Here is a 20,754-nt window from a genome sequence, read left to right on the forward strand (position 1 = left end):
TTATCGATATTGGCTTGTTGGATGATACTCGCCATCAACCACCGGTTTAGTTCTGCGGCTCAAATGTTCAGCCACATGACGAACCTTTACTGGAGACGATCATGCTTGAACTCAGACCCTTCACCTCCCTGGGCGGCGCTCACCATGGCTGGCTGGATGCCCATCATCACTTTTCGTTCGCCGAGTACCATGACCCTAAACGCATGAACTGGGGCAACTTGCGGGTCTGGAACGATGACGTGATTGCGCCCGGCACCGGCTTCCCGAAACACCCGCACCGTGACATGGAAATCATCACCTACGTTCGTGAAGGTGCAATCAGCCACGAAGATAACCTGGGCAACAAGGGCCGTACCGAAGCCGGTGACGTGCAGGTGATGAGCGCCGGTACCGGGATCGCCCACAGCGAGTACAACCTGGAATCGACCGCGACCAAGATCTTCCAGATCTGGATCATCCCGAATGAAGCCGGCTCGGCACCATCCTGGGGGGCCAAGCCGTTTCCTAAAGGGCAGCGCGAAGGTTTCGTTACCCTGGCCAGCGGCAAGGCCGGCGACGATCAAAGCCTGCGCATACGCGCCGATGCACGCCTGGTGGCGGCCAACCTGAAAGCCGGTGAAAGTGCCGAGTATCGCCTGGACAGCGGTCGTCGGGCGTATCTGGTACCGGCAACCGGAGTCATTGAAGTCAATGGCTTGCGTGCGCAAGCTCGAGACGGAGTTGCGGTGGAGCATGAGCAAGTGCTGCGAGTTACTGCGATCGAGGACAGTGAAATCGTTCTGGTGGATCTGGCTTGATGCTGTAAATGCCAGGCAAAAAAGGGGCGACCGTTTGGTCGCCCCTTTTTTTGTCTGCGCTTGATCGTTCCCACGCTCCTGCGTGGGAATGCCGCCCTGGACGCTCCGCGTCCATGTGACGCAGAGCGTCACCGGGATGCGTTACCACGCAGGAGCGTGGGAACGATCAAGCGCCACAGGGCCATCAGTCATTTCGCAGAAATTGCTCCATCCACCAATGTCTGAGCTTCTGCCACCAGTTGCTTGAGATGCTCATCACCGATGAAGCTTTCAGCGTAGATCTTGTAGATGTCTTCGGTGCCCGAAGGGCGTGCCGCGAACCAGCCGTTCTCGGTCATGACTTTCAAACCACCGATGGCCTGGTCGTTACCCGGTGCATGGCTGAGAATGCTTTGAATCGCCTCCCCGGCCAACTGCGTGGACTTGACCTGCTCCGGCGACAGTTTGCTGAGCAAGGCTTTCTGCTCGGGATTGGCCTTGGCATCGACGCGCACCGAGAAGGGCTCACCCAGCTCATCGGTCAGCGCCCGATAGATCTGGCTTGGGTCGCGACCGGTACGAGCAGTCATTTCCGCCGCCAACAGCGCTGGAATCAGGCCGTCCTTGTCGGTGCTCCAGACGCCGCCGTCCTTGCGCAGGAACGAGGCACCAGCGCTTTCTTCACCGCCGAAGCCCAGAGAGCCGTCGAACAAGCCGTCAGCGAACCATTTGAAACCCACCGGCACTTCATACAGACGGCGCCCCAGTCGTCTGGCAACCCGATCGATCAAGCCGCTGCTGACCACGGTCTTGCCCACGGCCGCATCGGCACGCCATTGCGGACGGTTCTGGAACAGATAATCGATGGACACCGCCAGATAGTTGTTCGGCGCCAGCAAGCCGCCGGATGGCGTGACGATACCGTGACGGTCATGGTCCGGGTCACAGGCGAACGCAACGTCGAAGCGCTCTTTAAGGCCAATCAAGCCTTGCATGGCGTAGCTGGAAGACGGGTCCATGCGGATCTGACCGTCCCAGTCCACCGACATGAAGCGAAACGTAGGATCGACCTGGGTGTTGACCACATCCAGATCCAGACGGTAGTGCTCGGCAATCGCTGACCAGTAGCGCACCCCTGCTCCGCCCAACGGGTCGACGCCCAGACGCAGCCTGGCGCCACGAATGGCGTCCATGTCGATCACATTGATCAGATCGGCAACGTAGGTGTTGAGGTAGTCGTGACGATGGGTGGTGCTTGCCTTCAGTGCCTGCTCGTAGCTGATGCGCTTCACGCCAGCGAGCTTGTTGGCCAGCAGTTCGTTGGCCTTGGCTTCGATCCACTTGGTGATGTGGGTATCGGCCGGGCCGCCATTGGTTGGGTTGTATTTGTAGCCCCCGCTTTGTGGCGGGTTATGTGATGGGGTGATGACGATGCCGTCTGCCAGTCCAGAGGTGCGACCACGGTTGTAGCAAAGAATGGCGTGGGAGACCGCCGGTGTCGGGGTGTATTCGTCGCCTTCGGCGATCATCACGGTGACGCCGTTCGCCGCGAGCACTTCCAGCGCGCTGGCACCGGCCGGAGTCGACAGTGCATGGGTGTCGATGCCGACAAACAGCGGACCATCAACACCCTGAGCCTCGCGATACAGGCAGATGGCCTGGCTGATGGCCAGGACATGCCATTCATTGAAGCTCAGCTCGAAGGAGCTGCCGCGGTGTCCCGAAGTGCCAAAAGCCACACGTTGAGTAGCAACTGCTGCATCAGGTTGGCCGGTGTAATAGGCCGTTACCAGTCGCGGGATATCGACCAACAGTTCTGCCGGTGCCGGTTTGCCCGCAAAAGGACTGATTGTCATGCATAACCTCTGGAAAGGATGGTTCAGGGATAGAGGCGCAGTTTACTGGCAGTTTGAGCGCTTTGCGACGTTATCTATCGCCTTGAAATGCTTGCTGGCGCCACTCACTCAAGCAACTCAAGCCTCAAGGCATCCGCCAGATAACCCAGCGCCGCATCCAGATCATGATGACCGTTGAAGGTATGACTCAATCTCAGGCTCTGGGAATGAAGCCCGTGAATGCTGAATAGTTCGCCAGGGGCAACGACGATCCGCTGCTTGAGCAGGCGCTGGAACACTTGACGTAAATCCACCGGCCTTAAACAGCGCACCCAGACAGTGGCGCCACCGGCGGGCACGATGAATTGAAGTGAGTCGGCCAGGCGCTCCTGCAGCCGTTGCATCATGTACCACATACGCTCTTCCAGCATCCGGCGCAGCACCTGTAGATGCTGGTCGAGGCGACCATTGCTGTATAACCGGGCGATGGCTTTCTGGCGAATGGGCGACAAACGGAAAGACCGCAAGAGAAAATGCCGATGCAGTTCGACACTCAATTGGCGTGAAAGCAAATACCCGTAGGGCGCTTCCGGACCAATGATCTTCTCGAATGTAGAAAACACAATCAACCGGTCAGTGCTGACCAGGTCACGAAAGCGCCATCCGGTTTGTTCAAAAGCCAGCTCACCGTAGATGTCGTTCTCCAGCACCCAACAACCGTACTGCTCCAGCACCTGCGCCACATGTCGCCTGTCGCTCGCCGGCATCAGGCTGCCCATTGGCATACTGATGCCGGAGGACACCATCACTAGACGTACCACTTCGGTCCTCAGTAGATGTGTGAGCGAATCAAGGTCCAGGCAGCCAGTGTCTTGCAGTGGCAACTCGATCACCCGCACACCGGCCGTCTGCAGCAAACGCAAGATTCCCCAGTCACAGGGTGATTCCACCAGCACCGTAGCGCCTTTGAGCCCAATCACTGCGATGAGGATCTCCAACACCCCGCGCAGGTCCGCGCCGATATAGACATCATCGGCATGCCAGCAACGCACCGGGGACGAGGTGTAGCGGGCGGCCAGCGCGGTGCGCAACTCCAGCTCGCCACATGGCTGTGACAGCGACTGAAGCTGACGCGGATACTGGCGCACCAGTTCTCGCTCCATCAGCAATAAAGGGTTATCCAGAGACAGCAACAGTGCTGGCTCGTCGCCGCTCAACACCAGCATGTCCGGGCGTCTGGCACTGACGTAGACCATTTCAAGCAAATCATTGCCAATGCTCAAGCAACTGCTGAAAGATACCGGCCGTGCATAGTAGCCAGACTTGGCGATCGAATAGACCCGCCCCTCCTTCTCCAGCAGTGAATAGGCATATTGAATCGTCGAGATGGAGACATTCAGCCGGTCCGCCAGCTGTCGCAGCGAAGGCAATTTGACGCGGACATCGGTGCCCACCTCACCGATCAGGCTGGTCAGATAACGGTACACCGCCTGATAAGCGAAATCGGTTTTTTCGACGCCTTTCACAAAAGATGACACGGCCTGCGTGACGGTACCAGGCATCTGCAGGCGCTTTTGGATGTCCGGCAAGTGCGAACGTGGAAACACATTATTTGACCCTATCAACTCAACCCCCTTCAACGTCCCGCTGACTCTTCGGTCGTCACATCACCACTATCGGAGATGAGGAGTCCTTCCTGGCCTTGATCAGGCTCACCAACGTCTGCCTGACACATGCCGTAGAGCTTGCCAAGCAAGCCGACGGGCAAACCGCTGACATCGACCATCCATTGCATGACCTGCTCCGGCGCCCACTGCATCTGCAGCGCTTTATGTACCTCAGGCATAGCCACGAGCATGCCCGGATGACAACGACGCAGGAAGTTCTCAAGACCTTCCCCGCCGTTGACAAAGGGCGCGAACAGCAGACAAACCAGTTGCACCTCATTCAGGCCCAGCGTTTGTCGGGCATAGGCGTTTGCCTGGGCGCGACGCTGCTCAATCCTTTGCGCACTGGCGTAGGCGCAAAGCACTTGCTCTACCAGGCTTTCGGGCAGGTCCTTATTACGCATCTGGAGCGAAGCCAGTCTCAAGTATTCGGCAACCCCCTCTGCATAACTCAGGCCACGCACAAACTGAGCCTGCAAGCCTCGCATATGAGCCAACAGCAACAGACTGGCGTATTCGCTTTCGCTGACGTGAGAGGTGAACAGATCGAACTGAAAGCCGAGAAACTCGCTGAGCAACCGCCAACGCTCCTTCTGCTTACCACCAACCAATTCATGCAGGCAAATGTATGACACCCGCCGACGCGCCTCATAAGCCACCGCCTGCTGCACGTATTGCTGGTCATTGTCTGCGCATAGCACGCGATAATAGTCCTGCCCAAACGGCTCGAGCGCCCCCAACAGATCATTGAAATCGGGTGCACTGATGCACTCGGCCGATAACCCGATTTTCTTCGCGGCACTCATGAAACAACTCAGATACTGTCTTTGCTCGAAGGGAGAGTCACCATTGATCAACGTATCGACACCACCGTCCCAGCGAGCCATCACCCCGTAGAAATCACCCATTGATAAATGATAGTCATCGCCAAACGTCGAGCTCCCTTCGCCGTGCGAAAGGTGACCACTGATCAACAGGTTTCGGCAATTGAGTTCACGACCTGTTTCGGAGATTGGCGCCAGATGATTAAAAGGCAGGACATTGCGCGCATCGAGCATCAACGCCTCAACCCGTGGATCGTCATAAACGAACAACGCGCCGTAGCTGCGGTGGATATTGGCCAATGTCTGCGGGCTCATCCAGGCATGGCGCAGGGTAGCGACCCGCAAGTTGAAAGTTGCCGGGGCTCTGCCGGCGAGACTCAGCTGAGCGGCGCGCAGAAAACCCAAGGTGTAGCTGCTGTCCCAGGAACCCGAATGGACCATCAGCACCTTGTGTTTACCGATACGCTCCATTCCGCCGGCAGAAACGACGAGACGCTGGATGAACAGTTGCAATGCCGTTCGTTCTGCGCGGGAGAAATAGCCCAGTAAGCGATGCAGTACTTGCTGATAAACATAGCTCATTGCCTGATCGTGAATTGCACTCATCGTCGTCACACCTGAAATGTATAATCGGTGTCAAGCAGGCCATTGCCAGCTCTGCTTCACCTTCAGTTACCAAACATTAACATCGCGATGAAATATCAGGACTGTCAAAAGGCAAATGAAAGCAAGTTGGGAAACTTCCTACGACTTCCTACAAACAATGAGCACACAAAACAAAGAAGATGCACGCAGGCATTATTGATCGCAACTAATTCAGCTCGCCATGCTTCTTGCAAGTGACGCACAAAACCACGCGCAGCGGGGGGCTTGCGGGGAATTTCGACACAAAAACAAAGCGACCCTTTAACTTCAACCATGACTCATTCCTTGAGACGAAAGTGATCATCCAATTATCAAGGCTTATACAATGATTGGAAGATACAGATTCGTATAAAAAACCAGTTCAGTTGCCAAGCCTTTAGAACACGGGATGTGTGGCATCATTCAAGTTAAACGGCGCAGGGAGCGAATTACTTACGGATATCGGCCTGAGCTGGCACGCGAGAACGGAGAATGCTCAATTAAAATGACTGGACAGGTGAGAACAAACAGGCGGGAGAGTAAAAGTTTCAGCGTGCTTTAGAGAGTACGGGGCCATTCGCTTTGGCCAAAACGTCAGAGCCCGCTGCAACGGACTCTGACGAAGGCAATCAGGCCGGCTCGACCTGAAGGGCAACCCGCACGCGGCATGGGCATTCGTCCATGTAACGATGGGCCTGGACAAACTCATTGAACGGGAAGACCCGAGTCTTGAGTGGCAGCAAAACACGATCCGCAGTCAGTTGATTGATGTCGCGCAATGCTCGTTGCAACGCCACCTGGTCCTGAATGATGCCCAGCTCCGGTTTGCCGGTGAAGTTACCGATGCAATGCACAAAGAACTGAATGTTCTTCTGGAACGCCGCGCAGGCCGGGAACGGTGTCTGGTTGCCGCCTTGCAGGCCATACAACACCAGGCTGCCGCGAGGCGCCAGCACATCACCGAGCAACGACATCTGCGGTCCGCCGAGGCCGTCGAACACAACGTCGACGCCACGACTGTCGGTGTACTTGTTGATCTGCATCAGCAGATCCTGTTCTTCGGTAACGATTACCTTCTCGGCACCGAGCGACAGCAAATAATCACGTTCATCAGCCGTCTTGGTCGCGGCAATGACCCGCACCCCCAACGCTTTACCCAGCTGCACAAAGGATGGCCCGGCACAGTGGCTGGCATCGGTCACCAGGGCAAATTGACCCGGTTTGACCCGCGCCAGATCGACGTAGGCAAAGTAGGCTACCAGCAGTGGCGTGTAATGCACGCTGGCTTCAATCGGGCTCAGTACGTCGGGGTAACGGGTCAACGCCGAACGAGGCAGAACGATCTGCTCACCGTAGACCGGATAATCGTTCGGGCTCTGCGCCGGGAAGCTGGCGACCTTGTCACCCACCGCCAGATCATCGACACCCTCGCCGACAGCCGTCACCACGCCGGCCATTTCATGGCCAAGGCCCGAAGGCAGTCGAGCGTGGGACGACGCCAGATTCTGACGCCAGAGCACGTCGTACCAACTGATGCCAATTGCCTCGACACGCACCTGCACTTCGCCCGGTGCAGGCATCGCTGCCGCATGCTCTTCGCATTTGAGCACCTCGGCTGGACCAAACTTGTGAAAACGGATCGTGCGGGACATCGCAAACCTCGTCAAAGTAACCTCTAATGCCCTGAACTCTATCTGGGCTTTCTGACCAAGACCATCAGTGGCTATTAATAGTCGACATGCCTGTCATTGATTCCGCAGCTCCGGCAACGACGTCAAAATCCGTAGAAAACCGAACCAGCATCGTGGGAAATCTGAATTATCCGGTGCAGAGTACCAGTCTTTCCCCGTAAGATTCATGCTGGTCATTGTTCTCATATGACTGTTCCCGTCAAGTTTGCTGACTCTGCCAGGACCCCAGATGAATCGTAATGACCTGCGTCGTGTCGACCTGAACCTGTTGATTGTGTTCGAAACATTGATGCATGAGCGTAGCGTGACCCGGGCTGCGGAAAAACTGTTCCTCGGCCAACCTGCCATCAGTGCGGCGTTATCACGCCTGCGCGGGCTGTTCGATGACCCGCTGTTCGTGCGCACCGGACGCAGCATGGAACCTTCAGCACGGGCGGTGGAAATCTTCGCCCTGCTCTCTCCGGCCCTGGATTCGATTTCCACTGCGGTGAGCCGCGCCTCCGAGTTCGACCCGGCGACCAGCAACGCAGTGTTCCGTATTGGCCTGTCGGATGACGTCGAATTCGCCTTGCTGCCGATGCTGCTCAAACGCGTGCGCGCTGAAGCGCCAGGCATCGTGTTGGTGGTGCGGCGGGTCAACTACATATTAATGCCGGGGCTGTTGGCGTCCGGCGAGATTTCGATTGGCGTCAGTTACACCACTGATTTGCCGGCCAATGCCAAACGCAAGGTCTTGCGCCGCAGCATGCCGAAACTGCTGCGCGCGGACAGTATGCCCGGAGCCCTGAGCCTGGATGACTTCTGCGCCCGCCCCCATGCACTGGTGTCATTTGCCGGTGACCTGAGCGGATTTATCGATGAAGAGCTGGAGACCCTCGGCCGCAAGCGCCACGTGGTGCTCGCCGTTCCACAGTTCAACGGCCTGGGCACGCTGCTGGCGGGCACCGACATCGTCGCCATGGTGCCGGACTATACAGCCGATGCCCTGACCGCCGCTGGCGGTGTACGCGCCGAAGAACCGCCGCTGCCGGTGCGCAGTTTCGAACTGCACATGGCCTGGCGCGGCTCTCAGGACAACGATCCGGGCGAACGCTGGTTGCGCTCGCGGATTCAGATGTTCTTTGGGGACCCCGATAGTCTGTAACAGAATTCCACTAAATGCCAAAAACCTTTTATTAACATGGGGTTATAGTGAAACTCAGTCCAAGTCGTCCGTCCAATTCCACTGGATTCCAGAGCTCATGGGGGCATAATTGGGGGCAAATTTCGATTTTTAAAAAACGATGCCCCCACCGATGCCCCCAGATAATGCCCCTGTTTTCAAACGAAAACTCAGCGACGCCTTCATCCGCTCGCTGACCGAACCCGGCAAGCACACCGACGGCGATGTCCCAGGCCTCTACTTGGAGGTAAGGGCGTCGAGCAAGGCAGGAAAGCCACCTTCCAAGTTCTGGCGCTTGAAGTATCGGCTGCATGGCAAGGAGAACCGCTTCTCGATCGGTGCCTACCCCGACATCGGTCTGAAGGAGGCACACGACATTGCCCGCGGCGCACGCCGCGACGTGGCCAACCACATTGCTCCGCTCAAAGCCAAGACCGCGAAGATCGAGGCACAGCTGCTCAACGAAGAGCGCACCTTCGAGTATGTGGCCAAGCAGTGGCTAACATTTAAGTCTGCCGAACTGGTCACCAAGTCCATCTCAGGGTTTAGTGGCGCGCTGAGTAACCACATCTTGCCTGCCATCGGCAATAAACCGGTCAGCGAGATCAAGCTGGAACACATCACCACAATCATCACGGAACTGCGCCGCCAGCGCATCATGGCTATGGCTCGGCGCGTACGCACCATCATACGTTCCATCCTGGGTTTTGCCGAAGGTCGAGGCTGGGTGGAGCGCAACGTGGCGCTCAGTAACATCGAGGAGCTAAAGATTCGCCACGTCGTGACTAGCAATCCGGCGATTGAAAGGCCAGCCGACCTGGGCAGATTTCTTCTACGCCTGGATGACTGTAACGACGGCAGCGTTGCCACCGCGATGCGGCTGCTGGTCATGTTGCCAGTCCGCCCTGGCGAACTGGTGCAGATGCGCTGGGGGCTGTGTATGCGCGTGCGCAACTGCTAGTGCAACGCCGGGAGGCGGCTCAACAATGGGCGAACTACTTAGACCAGTTGCGGCAAAATGCAGAGCGAGTGACGACAGATTGAACCAGTAAACGGCAACTTGAGCGGCTGTTTGTCGCCGAAACCAGTAACACTCCAGCCCAATTCTACCGTCAGGTTCGACTCAGGTTTGGCCGATGGCTCCTTATCAGCTCGGATCGACATATAGGGGAAATCGCTTTCGAATGCAGGCTCGCCGATGCACCTCATTTCATTCGACATATTCAGAACATGTTTGGCATGTCCCCCGGAAAATTGCGCAAAGAGTTGATGCGAAAAGCGACACAGTGACGCAATTAAAACCCGATCACCGGATAAAAGGATAGTGACGTCGTCTCTCGCTCTGAGTGACTCGCCTGATAAAGCTTCAACAATGTTCGATCGACGATGGCGCTGAACGCCACAACATTCAGCGCCCTCTGACTCGCTCACTTCCTCTCGCGGTTCACCACTCCCTTCTGTTTGAGAAGAAGCGTTAGATTGCCCTCGCTATCCGCAGTTGTTGAAGCAGATCCGGGCTGATTGTCAGCACTGCCATTTCAGGATTTATTTCCACCAATACTCGACCTGAAACCCTACGTTGGAGCCTTGCAGATCTGTACCAAACGCACCGGTATCAGACAACGCCGATCCCGGAGATTGTAAGCTGGCGGCGCGTTGCGCAGCCTTGTTCCAGGTTGCGTAGGTGTAATACAGACGAAATTCCGGCCTGTCCCAGAATCCCGTGCCCTTCGGTGACCAGGTAGGCGCGATGGTGTACTTAGTGAGTTTTCGGGTACCGTCTGCGGCTTCAACCTGGTCGCGCCCAACTTCTGTGATCAACTTGAACTGATCCGTGAACGCATAAATTGGCCGAACACCAATGGATAACCAGTTCTGATCATCACCATCAGGCCGCGTGTCTTTTTGATAGACCAATTCAACTTGACCACTGAAAGCATGAGTCATTTGCCAGTCGAAAAACTCCACGAGCCGCCAGCTCTTGTTGCTCTCATCCAACGTGGTATCACCGGTGTAGCCCAATGCGGTGCCCGGCCCTTGGCCGTATTGAACAGCGAACTTGTTGACTCCGCCGAGAAACGCGACCTGCTTGTGCTGGGCAACCACCGACCAGCCCTGATGAGCATTCTCGCGGCTCGGCTTGTCCAGATAACTGACGCCCAGCTGAATCTCGCCACCGGGATTTGTGTTGAATCCGCTGACGGTCACATCATGACGAGTAACAAAATCCTTTTGGAAGACGTTGTCCTTGCGTGAGAATACGTAACTGTATTTCAGATCTCCCAATGCGACTTGATCGAACCCAAAGCCCGTTGAGCTTTGGTTCCAGTAGAAGTAGTCGGAAATATTGATGTCGTTTCGGTTGTAGTAACGACGGCCCGCCCAGAAAGAACCGCCATTCAATGCCGGCATCTTGCTCCACTCAGCGTAGAGCTGGCTCATCCGCGTATAGCCGTGCTCCCCGTCAAATTTTGGTTCATGGCCATACTCGTTGAAAAACTGTGCCATGCCTTCCACGCTGACCACCGAGCCGTCGTCCAGTGAAAGCAGATCCTGACGCAAATCCAGTTCCAGATATTGCTCACATTCGTTGCCCAGACGGTACTTGGATTGCGCGCCCGGTAGCTGAAAACACGACTGTTTCCCTCCTTGAGTCGAATCTCCTACTCCGGTTCTGAAATAACCACTGAAGTCTGTTGCATACGCATCAACGGGCAAAAAGCCGACAGCAAAGGACGCACCCAGAACTGCGCTGAGAGTTTTAACGTTCATTCATAACACCTTTTGTTTGTTATATTTATTGGACAAGGCCGATAACACGAACAGCACGCTTTTGATTCGGATACGCGACTAACTCCACGCACCGGTTTCCGACAGGGAAATACCAAGTTAAATCGAATAAAAAAGGCACTGCATTACCTGAACCAAAAGCATGCGAAAAATCCAGGCAGTGCAAAGTGACCACGACGAGCTAACGATAAGGCATTAGTCCCGTCCAATCTTATGAGGCTCTACCCCCGATGACGTCCTCGGAAGAAATCTATAAGACCCTGCGTCGAGGAATCATCAGCCGGTTGCGCGTCATAGCGAGTCAGGAGGCTATGGACGCTGTTGCTTAGCTCCTTGCCCAGTTCCACGCCCCATTGATCAAACGAGTTGACTCCCCAAATTACGCCCTGGACAAAGACCTTGTGCTCATAAAGGGCGATCAGCGCACCAAGACTATGTGGATTGATGATCTCAAGAGCAACTGTATTGCTTGGCCGGTTACCGGGGATCACTTTATGCGGCGCCAGTCGTTCAATCTCACTGGATGAAAGGCCTTTGGCTTTTAGCTCTGCCTCAGCTTCACTGCGGGTTTTGCCCCACATCAGCGCTTGGCTTTGAGACAAGCAATTGGCGTACAGCCATTCCTGATGATCAGCCACTGGATTGTGGCTGACCACAGGCACAATGAAGTCAGCTGGAATCAGAGAAGTTCCCTGATGCAGCAACTGGTGGTAAGCGTGCTGTCCGTTACACCCCACGCCGCCCCAGATTACTGGGCCCGTGCTGCAGGACACTGACGTGCCGTCATGACGAACACTTTTGCCATTTGACTCCATGTCCATCTGCTGCAGATGCTTCACGAAGTTGCGCAGGTAATGGTCATAGGGCAAGAAAGCATAACTTTGCGCACCCCAAAAGTTGTGATACCAAACGCCGAGTACCGCTAAAAGAACAGGAAGGTTCTGTTCCAATGGTTCGTTCAGGAAATGCTGATCCATCGCGTACGCGCCGGATAGCAGCTCCTTGAAGTTAGCAATACCAATGGCCAGAGCAATCGGTAGGCCAATTGCAGACCATAGTGAGTAACGGCCACCGACCCAGTCCCACATAGGAAAAATGTTTGCTTCACGAATGCCGAAATCCAGCGCCGCTTGGCGATTACTTGTCACAGCAATGAAATGGCGATATAGCTTCTCCTCCGTCCCGCCCTTAGCCAAGTACCAGCTACGAGAAGCTTGTGCATTCTTCAAGGTTTCAAGAGTACCGAAGGTTTTGCTGGAGATGATGAACAGCGTTGTTTCTACGTTCAGTCCGGCTGTAACCTCTCGGAATTCACTGCCGTCGATGTTAGCTAGATAATGGCACCGCACTCCATGCCGAGCAAAAGGCGCCAATGCCTCAGAGACAAGCTCCGGGCCCAGAAATGAGCCACCAATACCAATGTTTACGACATCGGTGATGACCTTGTCGTTGTAACCACGCCACAGATGGTTATGGATACGACTCACAACGTCAGTCATTTGCGCCAGGGCTCCATGCACATCGCGCATCAAGTTGCGACCATCGACCATCAAAGCGTCACCCACTGGTCGCCGCAGCGCGGTATGCAGCACAGGACGCCCCTCGGAGCAGTTGATTTTCTCTCCACTGAACATGGCATGCGCTGCCTGTTCCACGCCTGCCTCGCGAGCAAGGTTTACAAGCAATGAACGCGTCTCGTGAGTGATCAGGTTTTTGGAGTAATCCAAAAAAAGCCCGCAGCCCGCCAAGGAAAACTCTTGAAAGCGTTTACTGTCATCTCGAAAGGCATCGCGCATACTAAAATTTTTCATGCTCTCCCGATGGTCGAGCAGATTGCGCCATGCCGGCAGTGCAGTTACATCATTCGTTTTGTTGTAGTTATTCATGCCCAGCCCCTCTTCGCCAATACGGCTTGTGCCGTCTAAATCGACTCTTGTCTTGCCATTCAAATTTAAGCATTTCGTAATTCTGCGAACGCAGAAGCGCCATCACAGGAATAAGCTCTGCATTTTGCAGTTACAACCAATTACCTGAAGAAAAACAAAACCGAACGCGGGGCACTCAAGCAGAAAACACTGAAAACATACATATACGTGCACGACAAATGGAAACCAGGTGCTAGTCGTTTAGTTTCAAAGTTATCCATGCGGCGAGACGTGAACAAGAGTCAAGTAATTCACGTCTGCACCGCTAGATCCTCAGGACGAAATCCTGATTACAGTCATTTGAGAGCGCCGCATGAATCTCGCTGAATTAAAGAGGGTTTCAATCTAATAGTCTGACGTCTACCCTCAGGTTGCTTGATACGCTTCAATAAAAGCTTCACAGCCTGGGCTCCGAGTTCCTCGAGAGGTTGCGCTACAACTGTCAATCTTGGGCTAAAAGCATCCGCCCAGTCGAAATCGTCAAAGCCAACCAACGCGATATCCTTTGGCACCTCAAGCCCCGCTTCACGAAGGGCCTGCATTGCACCAATGGTCATCAAGTTGTTTGCAGTCATTATTGCGGTGGGCGGGTGCTCTAGCGATAGCAAATGGCGAGTGGCTTCCATTGCCGGCGCAATCGCCGATTCACCACAGCAAACCAATTGATCTTCGTACTCAATTCCAGCGTCAGCTAAAGCCGCACGGTAGCCGTCAATTCGCTCATGAGAAGAAGACTGGGTCAATCGTCCGGATACCATCCCGATACGCCGATGACCCAGCTTAATCAAATGTGCAATCAACTCTTGAGAGGAGTGCTTATTCTCTACCCCCACCTGATCAAAAGACGTCGAGAGAAGTCGATCGATGAGAACCGTGGGTATCTTGTTGGCTTTTAAGTAATTAAATACTCGATTTTCTGGATCATATTCCGAAGCGAGTACAATCCCGTCAACACGTCGCTCATGCAGTGCCTTAACCGCTTTGAGTTCCTGTTCCGGATCTCTTTGCGTATTGACCAATATCATCATCAATCCGCTTTTCGCGCATGCCGCTTCGATGGCACGTACTGTTTCACTGAAGTAATAGTTTGAAAGCGTAGCAATCGCCACGCCGATAGCACCCGAACCCGAAGAGGAGCGAGCCAGAGACCGAGCGAGTGAGTTTCGAATATAGCCTACGGACTCTACAGCCTGATTCACACTACGGACGGTGTCAGGATGTACTTTACGAGTACCGTTGAGAACATGAGATACCGTAGACATTGATACGTTCGCGGCTCTCGCGACATCGCTCATCTTTGCGCCCACTGTGCATCACTCCTTTCTCACGTGATTTGATGGATAGCGCTGAACTCATGTCCAGTTGCTACCTATTGTAAAGCTCACGGCGAGAAAATGCGTCGATGGCTCTCGGAATTGATGCCGGGGCGAGCCCGCAATTTCGTGAAAGACCCAGCGAGATGCGCAGCGCATCTGAAGTCTGTGAATCGAGATGGTGGAATCCGCTATGCAGCATAGCCGGGCACTCCTTTTTATTATCGTAGCGATCATCCTGCGAACCAATTGATGGACGCAGCAGCGCTTGTTGAAAAAAGCATAGCCGAGACGAAAGCGCTTGCGCAAGCGCTTTTCTAACATCCTTTTCATGTGCTCTTTGATCGGGGCTTCCCTAGGGGATGGACGTTGAAGTGCTTTTTGGAGAATTCCTCGAACGAAAAGGAAAGCGCTTGCGCAAGCGCTTTCCTTTCGACTATGTTGCTCAAACAAGAACACCGATGAGAGGTTTCAACTGCCTCTCAAATCGGTAGATAAGGAGTTAACAGCTATGCTGAGCACTGGATCTGAAAGCCCCCCTCCTGCCCTATTGGAAATGCATTCCATCTCGAAGTCATTCAATGGGGTGCGCGTCCTGCATGATATTGACCTCAGTATTTTCCCTGGACAAATCCACGCGCTAATGGGCGAAAACGGCGCCGGAAAATCCACTCTGATGAAAATACTATCGGGGGCCTATGTCGCCGACAGTGGCACTATACGAATCGACGGATGTGATATTCGAAACTATGGCGTGAACGATGCGAAGCGCCATGGCATATCCGTCATCTATCAAGAGCTCAGCTTGTGCGCAAATATGAGCGTGGTGGAGAACATCTACCTGGGTAGAGAGATTCGTCGATGTGGAGTTATAAACCGCAAGGCAATGACCGAAGGCGCGCTCGTAGTACTAAAGCGACTTGGCGTCACATTTGATCCGCACGCACTGGTCGGCACCTTGTCGATTGCGGACCAACAACTTGTTGAAATCGCGCGTGCAATTCATGCCGATACGCGAATCCTGGTGATGGACGAGCCTACAACGCCGCTATCCACAAAAGAGACCGAAAGTCTTTTTACATTGATTCGGCAGCTACGTGATGATGGCGTCGCGATCATCTATATCAGCCATCGAATGGCCGAGATATACGCATTGTCCGATTGTGTTTCGGTGCTCCGGGACGGTCGTTACGTTGGTTCGCTGGATCGCGTCACGCTGTCAGCTGAAACCCTGGTCCGGATGATGGTTGGCCGCGATGTTTCCGGCTTCTACGCCCATGAGCGTTCTTTGTGCTCTTACGAGCAACCGATACTACGTGTTCGCAATCTTACAGATGACTTCAATATTCAAGATTGCAGTTTCGATCTGTATGCCGGCGAAATTCTCGGGATTGCAGGACTGGTGGGCTCAGGGAGAACCGAACTTGCCCGATTAATCGCAGGTATCGATGCACACTCAGGCGGAAAGATTGAAATGGACGGCGAAGTTGTAGTCATACGCTCTCCTCGCGATGCAGGTAATGCAGGCATCGCCTATCTGACAGAAGACCGCAAAGCGCTGGGCCTTTTTCTCGACATGAGTGTCCACGACAATATCAATGTATGTGTTGTGGGAAGTGATGCTCGACTTGCGGGGTTTGTGGACCGAACGGCCGGAACTGGACGTACCGAACAAGCAATCCAGGCACTCAATATCAAAGCGTCCTCAGATATCAATGTTGGAGCGCTGTCTGGAGGCAACCAGCAAAAAGTTTTGCTGGCTCGTTTGCTGGAGATGAAGCCCAGGGTATTGTTCCTCGACGAGCCTACATCGGGTGTCGACATTGGGGCTAAATCAGAAATATATAAAATCATCAATGCATTAGCAGCATCCGGCGTTTGCGTAGTGATAATTTCAAGTGAACTACCAGAGATCGTTGGAATTGCCGACCGTGTACTGGTCATGTGTGAAGGTAAACTTGTCACCGAACTCGGTGGCCATAGCGGTCTTGATATCACACCTGAATCCATTATCGCGTTTGCCACAGGCAGCGACAGGTTGACTCTAGCCAACGGAGACTTAGTCCAATGACTTCCCCACTGCAAAGCAAAGTAGCAAGTGACTTCACCGCGCCTGATGTACGAAGCATCGCCGGAGTTTCCACGCAGGATAAAATGCGCCAACTGATGAGAGTGGCGGGCATGCTACCCGTGTTGTTACTCCTTTGTGTAGGCTTTGGCCTGATGAGCGAGAGCTTTTTCTCGGTCCAGAATTTCTCAATCATCAGTCAGCAAGCCTCTATCAATGTGGTATTGGCGTCAGGTCTGACTTTCGTGATTTTGACAGGTGGAATCGACCTTTCGGTTGGTTCGATTCTGGCTGTTTCCGCAGTAGTGGCGCTATTGGTATCGCAAGTTCCGGGTTTTGCTCCCCTGGCCATCGCTGCGGGGCTTGGAGTCGGACTGCTGCTAGGGCTCGTCAATGGTGTATTGGTCGCGTTTGGAAAGCTACCGGCATTTATAGTCACGCTAGGCGGTTTGACTGCGATGCGTGGAATCGCACGCCTCATCGGCGAAGACAAAACGGTTTTCAATCCCGACCTGTCCTTTGCTTACATTGGAAACGATACGTTGTTCGGGGTGCCATGGCTGGTTGTAATCGCGGTAGTCGTGGTTACTCTTTCGTGGGTTATTCTTCGACGTACGGTGTTAGGCGTACAGATTTACGCAGTGGGCGGTAATCCTGAGGCCGCACGGTTGTCGGGAATCAAAGTCTGGAAAGTCCTGTTATTTACTTATGCCCTGTCCGGTTTGTTGGCGGGCGTGGGGGCCATCATGACTTCCGCTCGACTGATGGCTGCTAATGGACTGCAAATGGGACAGTCTTATGAACTCGACGCTATCGCCGCCGTTATTCTGGGAGGCACGCGCTTTACAGGAGGCGTCGGCACTATCGTCGGTACGCTAATTGGCGCCCTGATTATCGCTACACTTTCCAATGGCCTGATATTGCTGGGAGTCTCGGATATCTGGCAATACATTATCAAAGGTGTTGTCATCATCGGAGCGGTAGCCCTCGATCGCTTTCGGCAGTCAGGTGCACGAACCTGAATCATATATACCCCCCACACTCCAATAACAAGAGACAGTGCTCATGAAAAAAATAATATTTACCGCTGTTTGTACACTACTGGCATTTAGCAGCGCTCAAGCGCGAGAGTTGAAATCCGTCGGGATAACTGTTGGCTCGCTGGGTAATCCTTACTTTGTAGCGATGGTAGATGGCGCCAAAGCCGAGGCACTGCATATCAATCCCGCCGCAAAATTTATCTCAGTGTCGGCAGATTACGATTTGAATAAGCAGTTCACTCAAATCGATAACTTCATTTCTTCGGGCGTAGACTTGATTCTTGTCAACGCCGTCGACCCTGTCGCAATCGCGCCTGCGATTGCGAAAGCAAGGAAGGCAGGCATAGTGGTTGTGGGCGTAGATGTCATGGTGCAAGGTGCCAACGCCACGGTACAGACCGATAACGTCGAAGCCGGCAGGATTGTATGTCAGTACATCGCTGAGAAACTGGGTGGCAAGGGTAACGTTATTATCCAGAATGGTACGCAAACTTCAGCAGTCTTGGACCGAGTCAATGGCTGTAAGAGTGTATTCGCGCAGGCACCCGATATCAAAGTACTGTCTGATAATCAGGATGCCAAAGGCTCGCGCGAAGGTGGCTACAGCGTGATGCAAGGCGACTTGACTCGCTTTGCAAAAGTCGACGCGGTGTTCGCGATCAATGACCCCCAGGCCATAGGTGCAGACCTGGCAGCAAAACAACTCAAGCGCAAAGGCATCATTATCGCATCGGTGGATGGAGCTCCCGATATAGAGACTGCGCTAAAAAGCGATACACAGATCCAGGCATCCGCCTCGCAATCCCCTTGGGGCCAGGCACAACAGGCCGTAACGATGGGTTATGACCTGTTGAATGGCAAATCTTTGGAAAGCACAACGGTACTGCTTCAACCCTCACTGGTAACACGAGCCAACGTCATGGAGTACAAAGGCTGGCAAGCTGACCACTGACCAATTGACCACTGAGCGATTGAGTCAAATGACATAGGGGTCCCACCTCTTTAATGCGGGGAATGGCTGCTGCGAGTTGCTCGCAGCGGCCGAACGGCATGAAAATCCCTAGAGGGGCGAACCTACGGGAAACCTGAGCGACGGCTGCTGAGGAGAGATTTGGCATGTTTACCAAAACAAACACAATAGTAAGTACAGAGCTACTCAACTACGTTAAGGCCCTGTCTGGGAATCGAATTGTCGTTGCGCTAGCGGGGCCGCCTGGTGCCGGTAAGTCCACCGTCTCTCAGGCCTTGGTAGAGGCTCTTAATAGCGTTATGCCGGGGAGCGCAGCTGTTGTTCCCGGAGATGGCTTTCATTACGATGATGCGGTTCTTGGATCCTTGAACCTTTTAGATCGTAAGGGCTCACCTGAAACATTCGATGTGGGTGGCTTCAGGAGTCTGCTGCTACGGCTTCGTGCGAACAACGAACCAGCGGTTGCCGTTCCGGTATTCGATCGGATTCTGGAGATATCCCGTGCTGCAGGACAATTGATTTCCTCTGACGTGAAATATCTCATCGTGGAAGGAAACTACCTTCTATTAGACCTCGCCCCATGGTCGTCCTTAAGAGACTGTTTTGACGCCACCATAATGCTGCAGGCTGACCGCAAAACCCTGGAAGCGCGCCTGCTTGATCGATGGCGATCATTGGGTTTCGATGAGTCTACTTCCTATGAAAAAGTTCATCGCAACGACCTTCCGAATGCCGACATTGTGATTTCTGCCAGCAATATCGCTGACTTCACGATCACAAATTAAGATCCCACTTCCTCTCTTTTGAGAAAGAATCACGCCGTTAACCAAGCGCTTTGCTTGGCTAGCTTTTCAACGCTAACAGGCCTACGAACGCTATTAACAACTTGTAGCGAACCTTTAAAGAGCGAATGACTATGTATCTGGTATGTGGTGAAGCGCTGTTCGATTTCTTCAGTGAAAACGACGTCAACGTTCAAGCTTCAAAAGTGAACTACAAAGCGATTGCCGGTGGTTCGCCGTTCAACGTCGCCGTCGGCTTGCGCCGTCTGGGCATCGACGTGGCGCTGTTCGCCGGGCTGTCCAGCGACTACCTCGGCCGGCGTTTACAGCAAGTGCTGCAGGAGGAAGGCGTGCGCCCGGACTACCTGCAGGACTTCGACGCACCGACCACCCTGGCGATGGTCGCCGTCGGTGCCGACGGCTCGCCGCATTACAGCTTCCGAGGCGAAGGTTGTGCCGATCGCCAGCTGTTGCCGGGGCATTTACCTGAATTAGGCGCTGAGGTGCGTGGGTTGCATATCGGCTCGTTCTCGCTGGTGGTGCAGCCGATTGCCGACACCCTGCTGGCCCTGGTCCGCCGGGAAAGCGGCAAACGCCTGATCAGCCTCGACCCCAACGTGCGACTCAACCCAGAACCGAATATCGAACTGTGGCGCGAACGCATCAACACTCTGGTCGAGCATGCCGACCTGATCAAGGTCAGCGACGAGGACCTGAACCTGCTCTACCCCGAGCGTAACCCGCAGAGCGTGATCCATGGCTGGCTGGAACACCGCTGCCAGCTGGTATTCCTCACTCGTGGCGGCCAGGGAGCAACGGTATTCAGCCGCCGCCATGGCAGTTGGTCGGCGCCGGCCTGCGTGGTGGTGATGGCTGATACCGTGGGCGCCGGCGACACCTTCCAAGCGGCATTAATCGCCTGGCTGACCGAACAGCAGCTGGATTCAGTGGAGGGTTTGCAGCGCTTGAGTCGCGAACAGATCGACGCGATGCTCACCTTCGCCGTCAGCGCCGCCGCCCTGACCTGCGGCAAGACCGGGCCGGACTTGCCTTATCGACATCAGTTGGATTGATATCTGGTCGGGATCTGTATCGCGGGCATTGCAGTTTTCGCGAGCAAGTCGGCCCCACCACCGCCGCTTGACTTGGGCTGTGCCGAAGGCTGGCTGTTGCGGGCGCTGGCTGAACGGACTATCAAGGTGATCGGCGTAGATGGCGACGCGACCTGGTCGGATAGCGCGAGGACCACCGTGCAATCTCCGTCTCGTATGGATGAAGGTGATTTGT

Annotated in this window: 16 protein-coding genes and 2 pseudogenes; 9 read left to right on the forward strand and 9 right to left on the reverse strand. The window is 54.4% G+C overall.

Annotated features, from left to right (window positions below; translation table 11 throughout):
• Window positions 1-101 precede the first annotated feature (101 nt).
• Window positions 102-797, forward strand: a complete 696-nt coding sequence (locus AC07VR_RS06940; RefSeq protein ID WP_494994900.1) for a pirin family protein — start codon at window positions 102-104, stop codon at window positions 795-797.
• A gap of 188 nt (window positions 798-985) precedes the next feature.
• Here AC07VR_RS06940 and pgm read toward each other — a convergent pair whose 3' ends face one another.
• The 5 genes from pgm to AC07VR_RS06965 all read right to left on the reverse strand — a co-directional run bounded on the left by pgm (window position 986) and on the right by AC07VR_RS06965 (window position 7,378).
• Complete coding sequence (gene pgm, locus AC07VR_RS06945) at window positions 986-2,632, reverse strand: phosphoglucomutase (alpha-D-glucose-1,6-bisphosphate-dependent) (RefSeq protein WP_494994899.1); 1,647 nt, start codon at window positions 2,630-2,632, stop codon at window positions 986-988.
• A gap of 104 nt (window positions 2,633-2,736) precedes the next feature.
• Entirely contained in the window at window positions 2,737-4,137 is a 1,401-nt protein-coding gene (locus tag AC07VR_RS06950) for an aminotransferase-like domain-containing protein (protein WP_495010929.1), read from the reverse strand.
• A 110-nt stretch (window positions 4,138-4,247) separates the two neighbouring features.
• Window positions 4,248-5,708 (reverse strand): hypothetical protein, encoded by a 1,461-nt coding sequence (locus AC07VR_RS06955; RefSeq protein ID WP_495010809.1) that lies wholly within the window; start codon window positions 5,706-5,708, stop codon window positions 4,248-4,250.
• A 104-nt stretch (window positions 5,709-5,812) separates the two neighbouring features.
• A complete protein-coding gene (locus AC07VR_RS06960; protein WP_495010810.1) occupies window positions 5,813-6,022 on the reverse strand; it encodes a hypothetical protein in 210 nt (69 codons plus the stop codon).
• Window positions 6,023-6,355: 333 nt separating this feature from the next.
• Window positions 6,356-7,378, reverse strand: a complete 1,023-nt coding sequence (locus tag AC07VR_RS06965) for a zinc-dependent alcohol dehydrogenase family protein (protein ID WP_494994896.1) — start codon at window positions 7,376-7,378, stop codon at window positions 6,356-6,358.
• A gap of 268 nt (window positions 7,379-7,646) precedes the next feature.
• Here AC07VR_RS06965 and AC07VR_RS06970 point away from each other — a divergent pair, with 268 nt between their 5' ends.
• Window positions 7,647-8,561 carry a LysR family transcriptional regulator gene (locus AC07VR_RS06970; protein ID WP_494994895.1) on the forward strand — a complete coding sequence of 305 codons (915 nt, stop codon included), beginning with the start codon at window positions 7,647-7,649 and terminating at the stop codon, window positions 8,559-8,561.
• Window positions 8,562-8,712: 151 nt separating this feature from the next.
• A pseudogene (locus AC07VR_RS06975) lies at window positions 8,713-9,510 on the forward strand (tyrosine-type recombinase/integrase); the annotation flags it as partial.
• Between the two features lie 68 nt (window positions 9,511-9,578).
• Here AC07VR_RS06975 and AC07VR_RS06980 read toward each other — a convergent pair.
• The 4 genes from AC07VR_RS06980 to AC07VR_RS06995 all read right to left on the reverse strand — a co-directional run bounded on the left by AC07VR_RS06980 (window position 9,579) and on the right by AC07VR_RS06995 (window position 14,601).
• Complete coding sequence (locus AC07VR_RS06980) at window positions 9,579-10,010, reverse strand: hypothetical protein (RefSeq protein ID WP_494994894.1); 432 nt, start codon at window positions 10,008-10,010, stop codon at window positions 9,579-9,581.
• A gap of 114 nt (window positions 10,011-10,124) precedes the next feature.
• The gene (locus tag AC07VR_RS06985; protein WP_495010811.1) at window positions 10,125-11,351 is read right to left on the reverse strand and encodes a maltoporin; all 1,227 of its coding nucleotides are present in this window, start codon (window positions 11,349-11,351) and stop codon (window positions 10,125-10,127) included.
• Window positions 11,352-11,590: 239 nt separating this feature from the next.
• On the reverse strand, window positions 11,591-13,255 hold the full coding sequence (gene pgi / locus AC07VR_RS06990; protein ID WP_495010812.1) for a glucose-6-phosphate isomerase: 1,665 nt from the start codon (window positions 13,253-13,255) through the stop codon (window positions 11,591-11,593).
• Between the two features lie 335 nt (window positions 13,256-13,590).
• A complete protein-coding gene (locus AC07VR_RS06995; protein WP_495010813.1) occupies window positions 13,591-14,601 on the reverse strand; it encodes a LacI family DNA-binding transcriptional regulator in 1,011 nt (336 codons plus the stop codon).
• Window positions 14,602-15,118: 517 nt separating this feature from the next.
• Between AC07VR_RS06995 and AC07VR_RS07000 the strand changes: the two genes are divergently transcribed.
• From AC07VR_RS07000 to AC07VR_RS07025, 6 genes and pseudogenes are all read left to right on the forward strand, one after another.
• Window positions 15,119-16,678, forward strand: coding sequence for a sugar ABC transporter ATP-binding protein (locus AC07VR_RS07000; protein ID WP_495010814.1), 1,560 nt, complete (start codon window positions 15,119-15,121; stop codon window positions 16,676-16,678).
• Window positions 16,675-17,697 carry an ABC transporter permease subunit gene (locus AC07VR_RS07005; RefSeq protein WP_223484890.1) on the forward strand — a complete coding sequence of 341 codons (1,023 nt, stop codon included), beginning with the start codon at window positions 16,675-16,677 and terminating at the stop codon, window positions 17,695-17,697. The genes AC07VR_RS07000 and AC07VR_RS07005 overlap by 4 nt, the downstream gene beginning before the upstream one ends.
• A 43-nt stretch (window positions 17,698-17,740) precedes the next feature.
• Window positions 17,741-18,667 carry an ABC transporter substrate-binding protein gene (locus AC07VR_RS07010; RefSeq protein WP_218537081.1) on the forward strand — a complete coding sequence of 309 codons (927 nt, stop codon included), beginning with the start codon at window positions 17,741-17,743 and terminating at the stop codon, window positions 18,665-18,667.
• 164 nt (window positions 18,668-18,831) lie between these two features.
• Window positions 18,832-19,470 carry a nucleoside/nucleotide kinase family protein gene (locus tag AC07VR_RS07015; RefSeq protein WP_495010815.1) on the forward strand — a complete coding sequence of 213 codons (639 nt, stop codon included), beginning with the start codon at window positions 18,832-18,834 and terminating at the stop codon, window positions 19,468-19,470.
• A gap of 131 nt (window positions 19,471-19,601) precedes the next feature.
• Complete coding sequence (locus AC07VR_RS07020; RefSeq protein ID WP_495010816.1) at window positions 19,602-20,540, forward strand: carbohydrate kinase family protein; 939 nt, start codon at window positions 19,602-19,604, stop codon at window positions 20,538-20,540.
• Between the two features lie 54 nt (window positions 20,541-20,594).
• Window positions 20,595-20,729 (forward strand): annotated as a pseudogene (locus AC07VR_RS07025) (methyltransferase domain-containing protein); the annotation flags it as partial.
• Window positions 20,730-20,754 lie beyond the last annotated feature (25 nt).

It is taken from the genome of Pseudomonas sp. GW821-FHT02H09 (genome assembly GCF_059421425.1).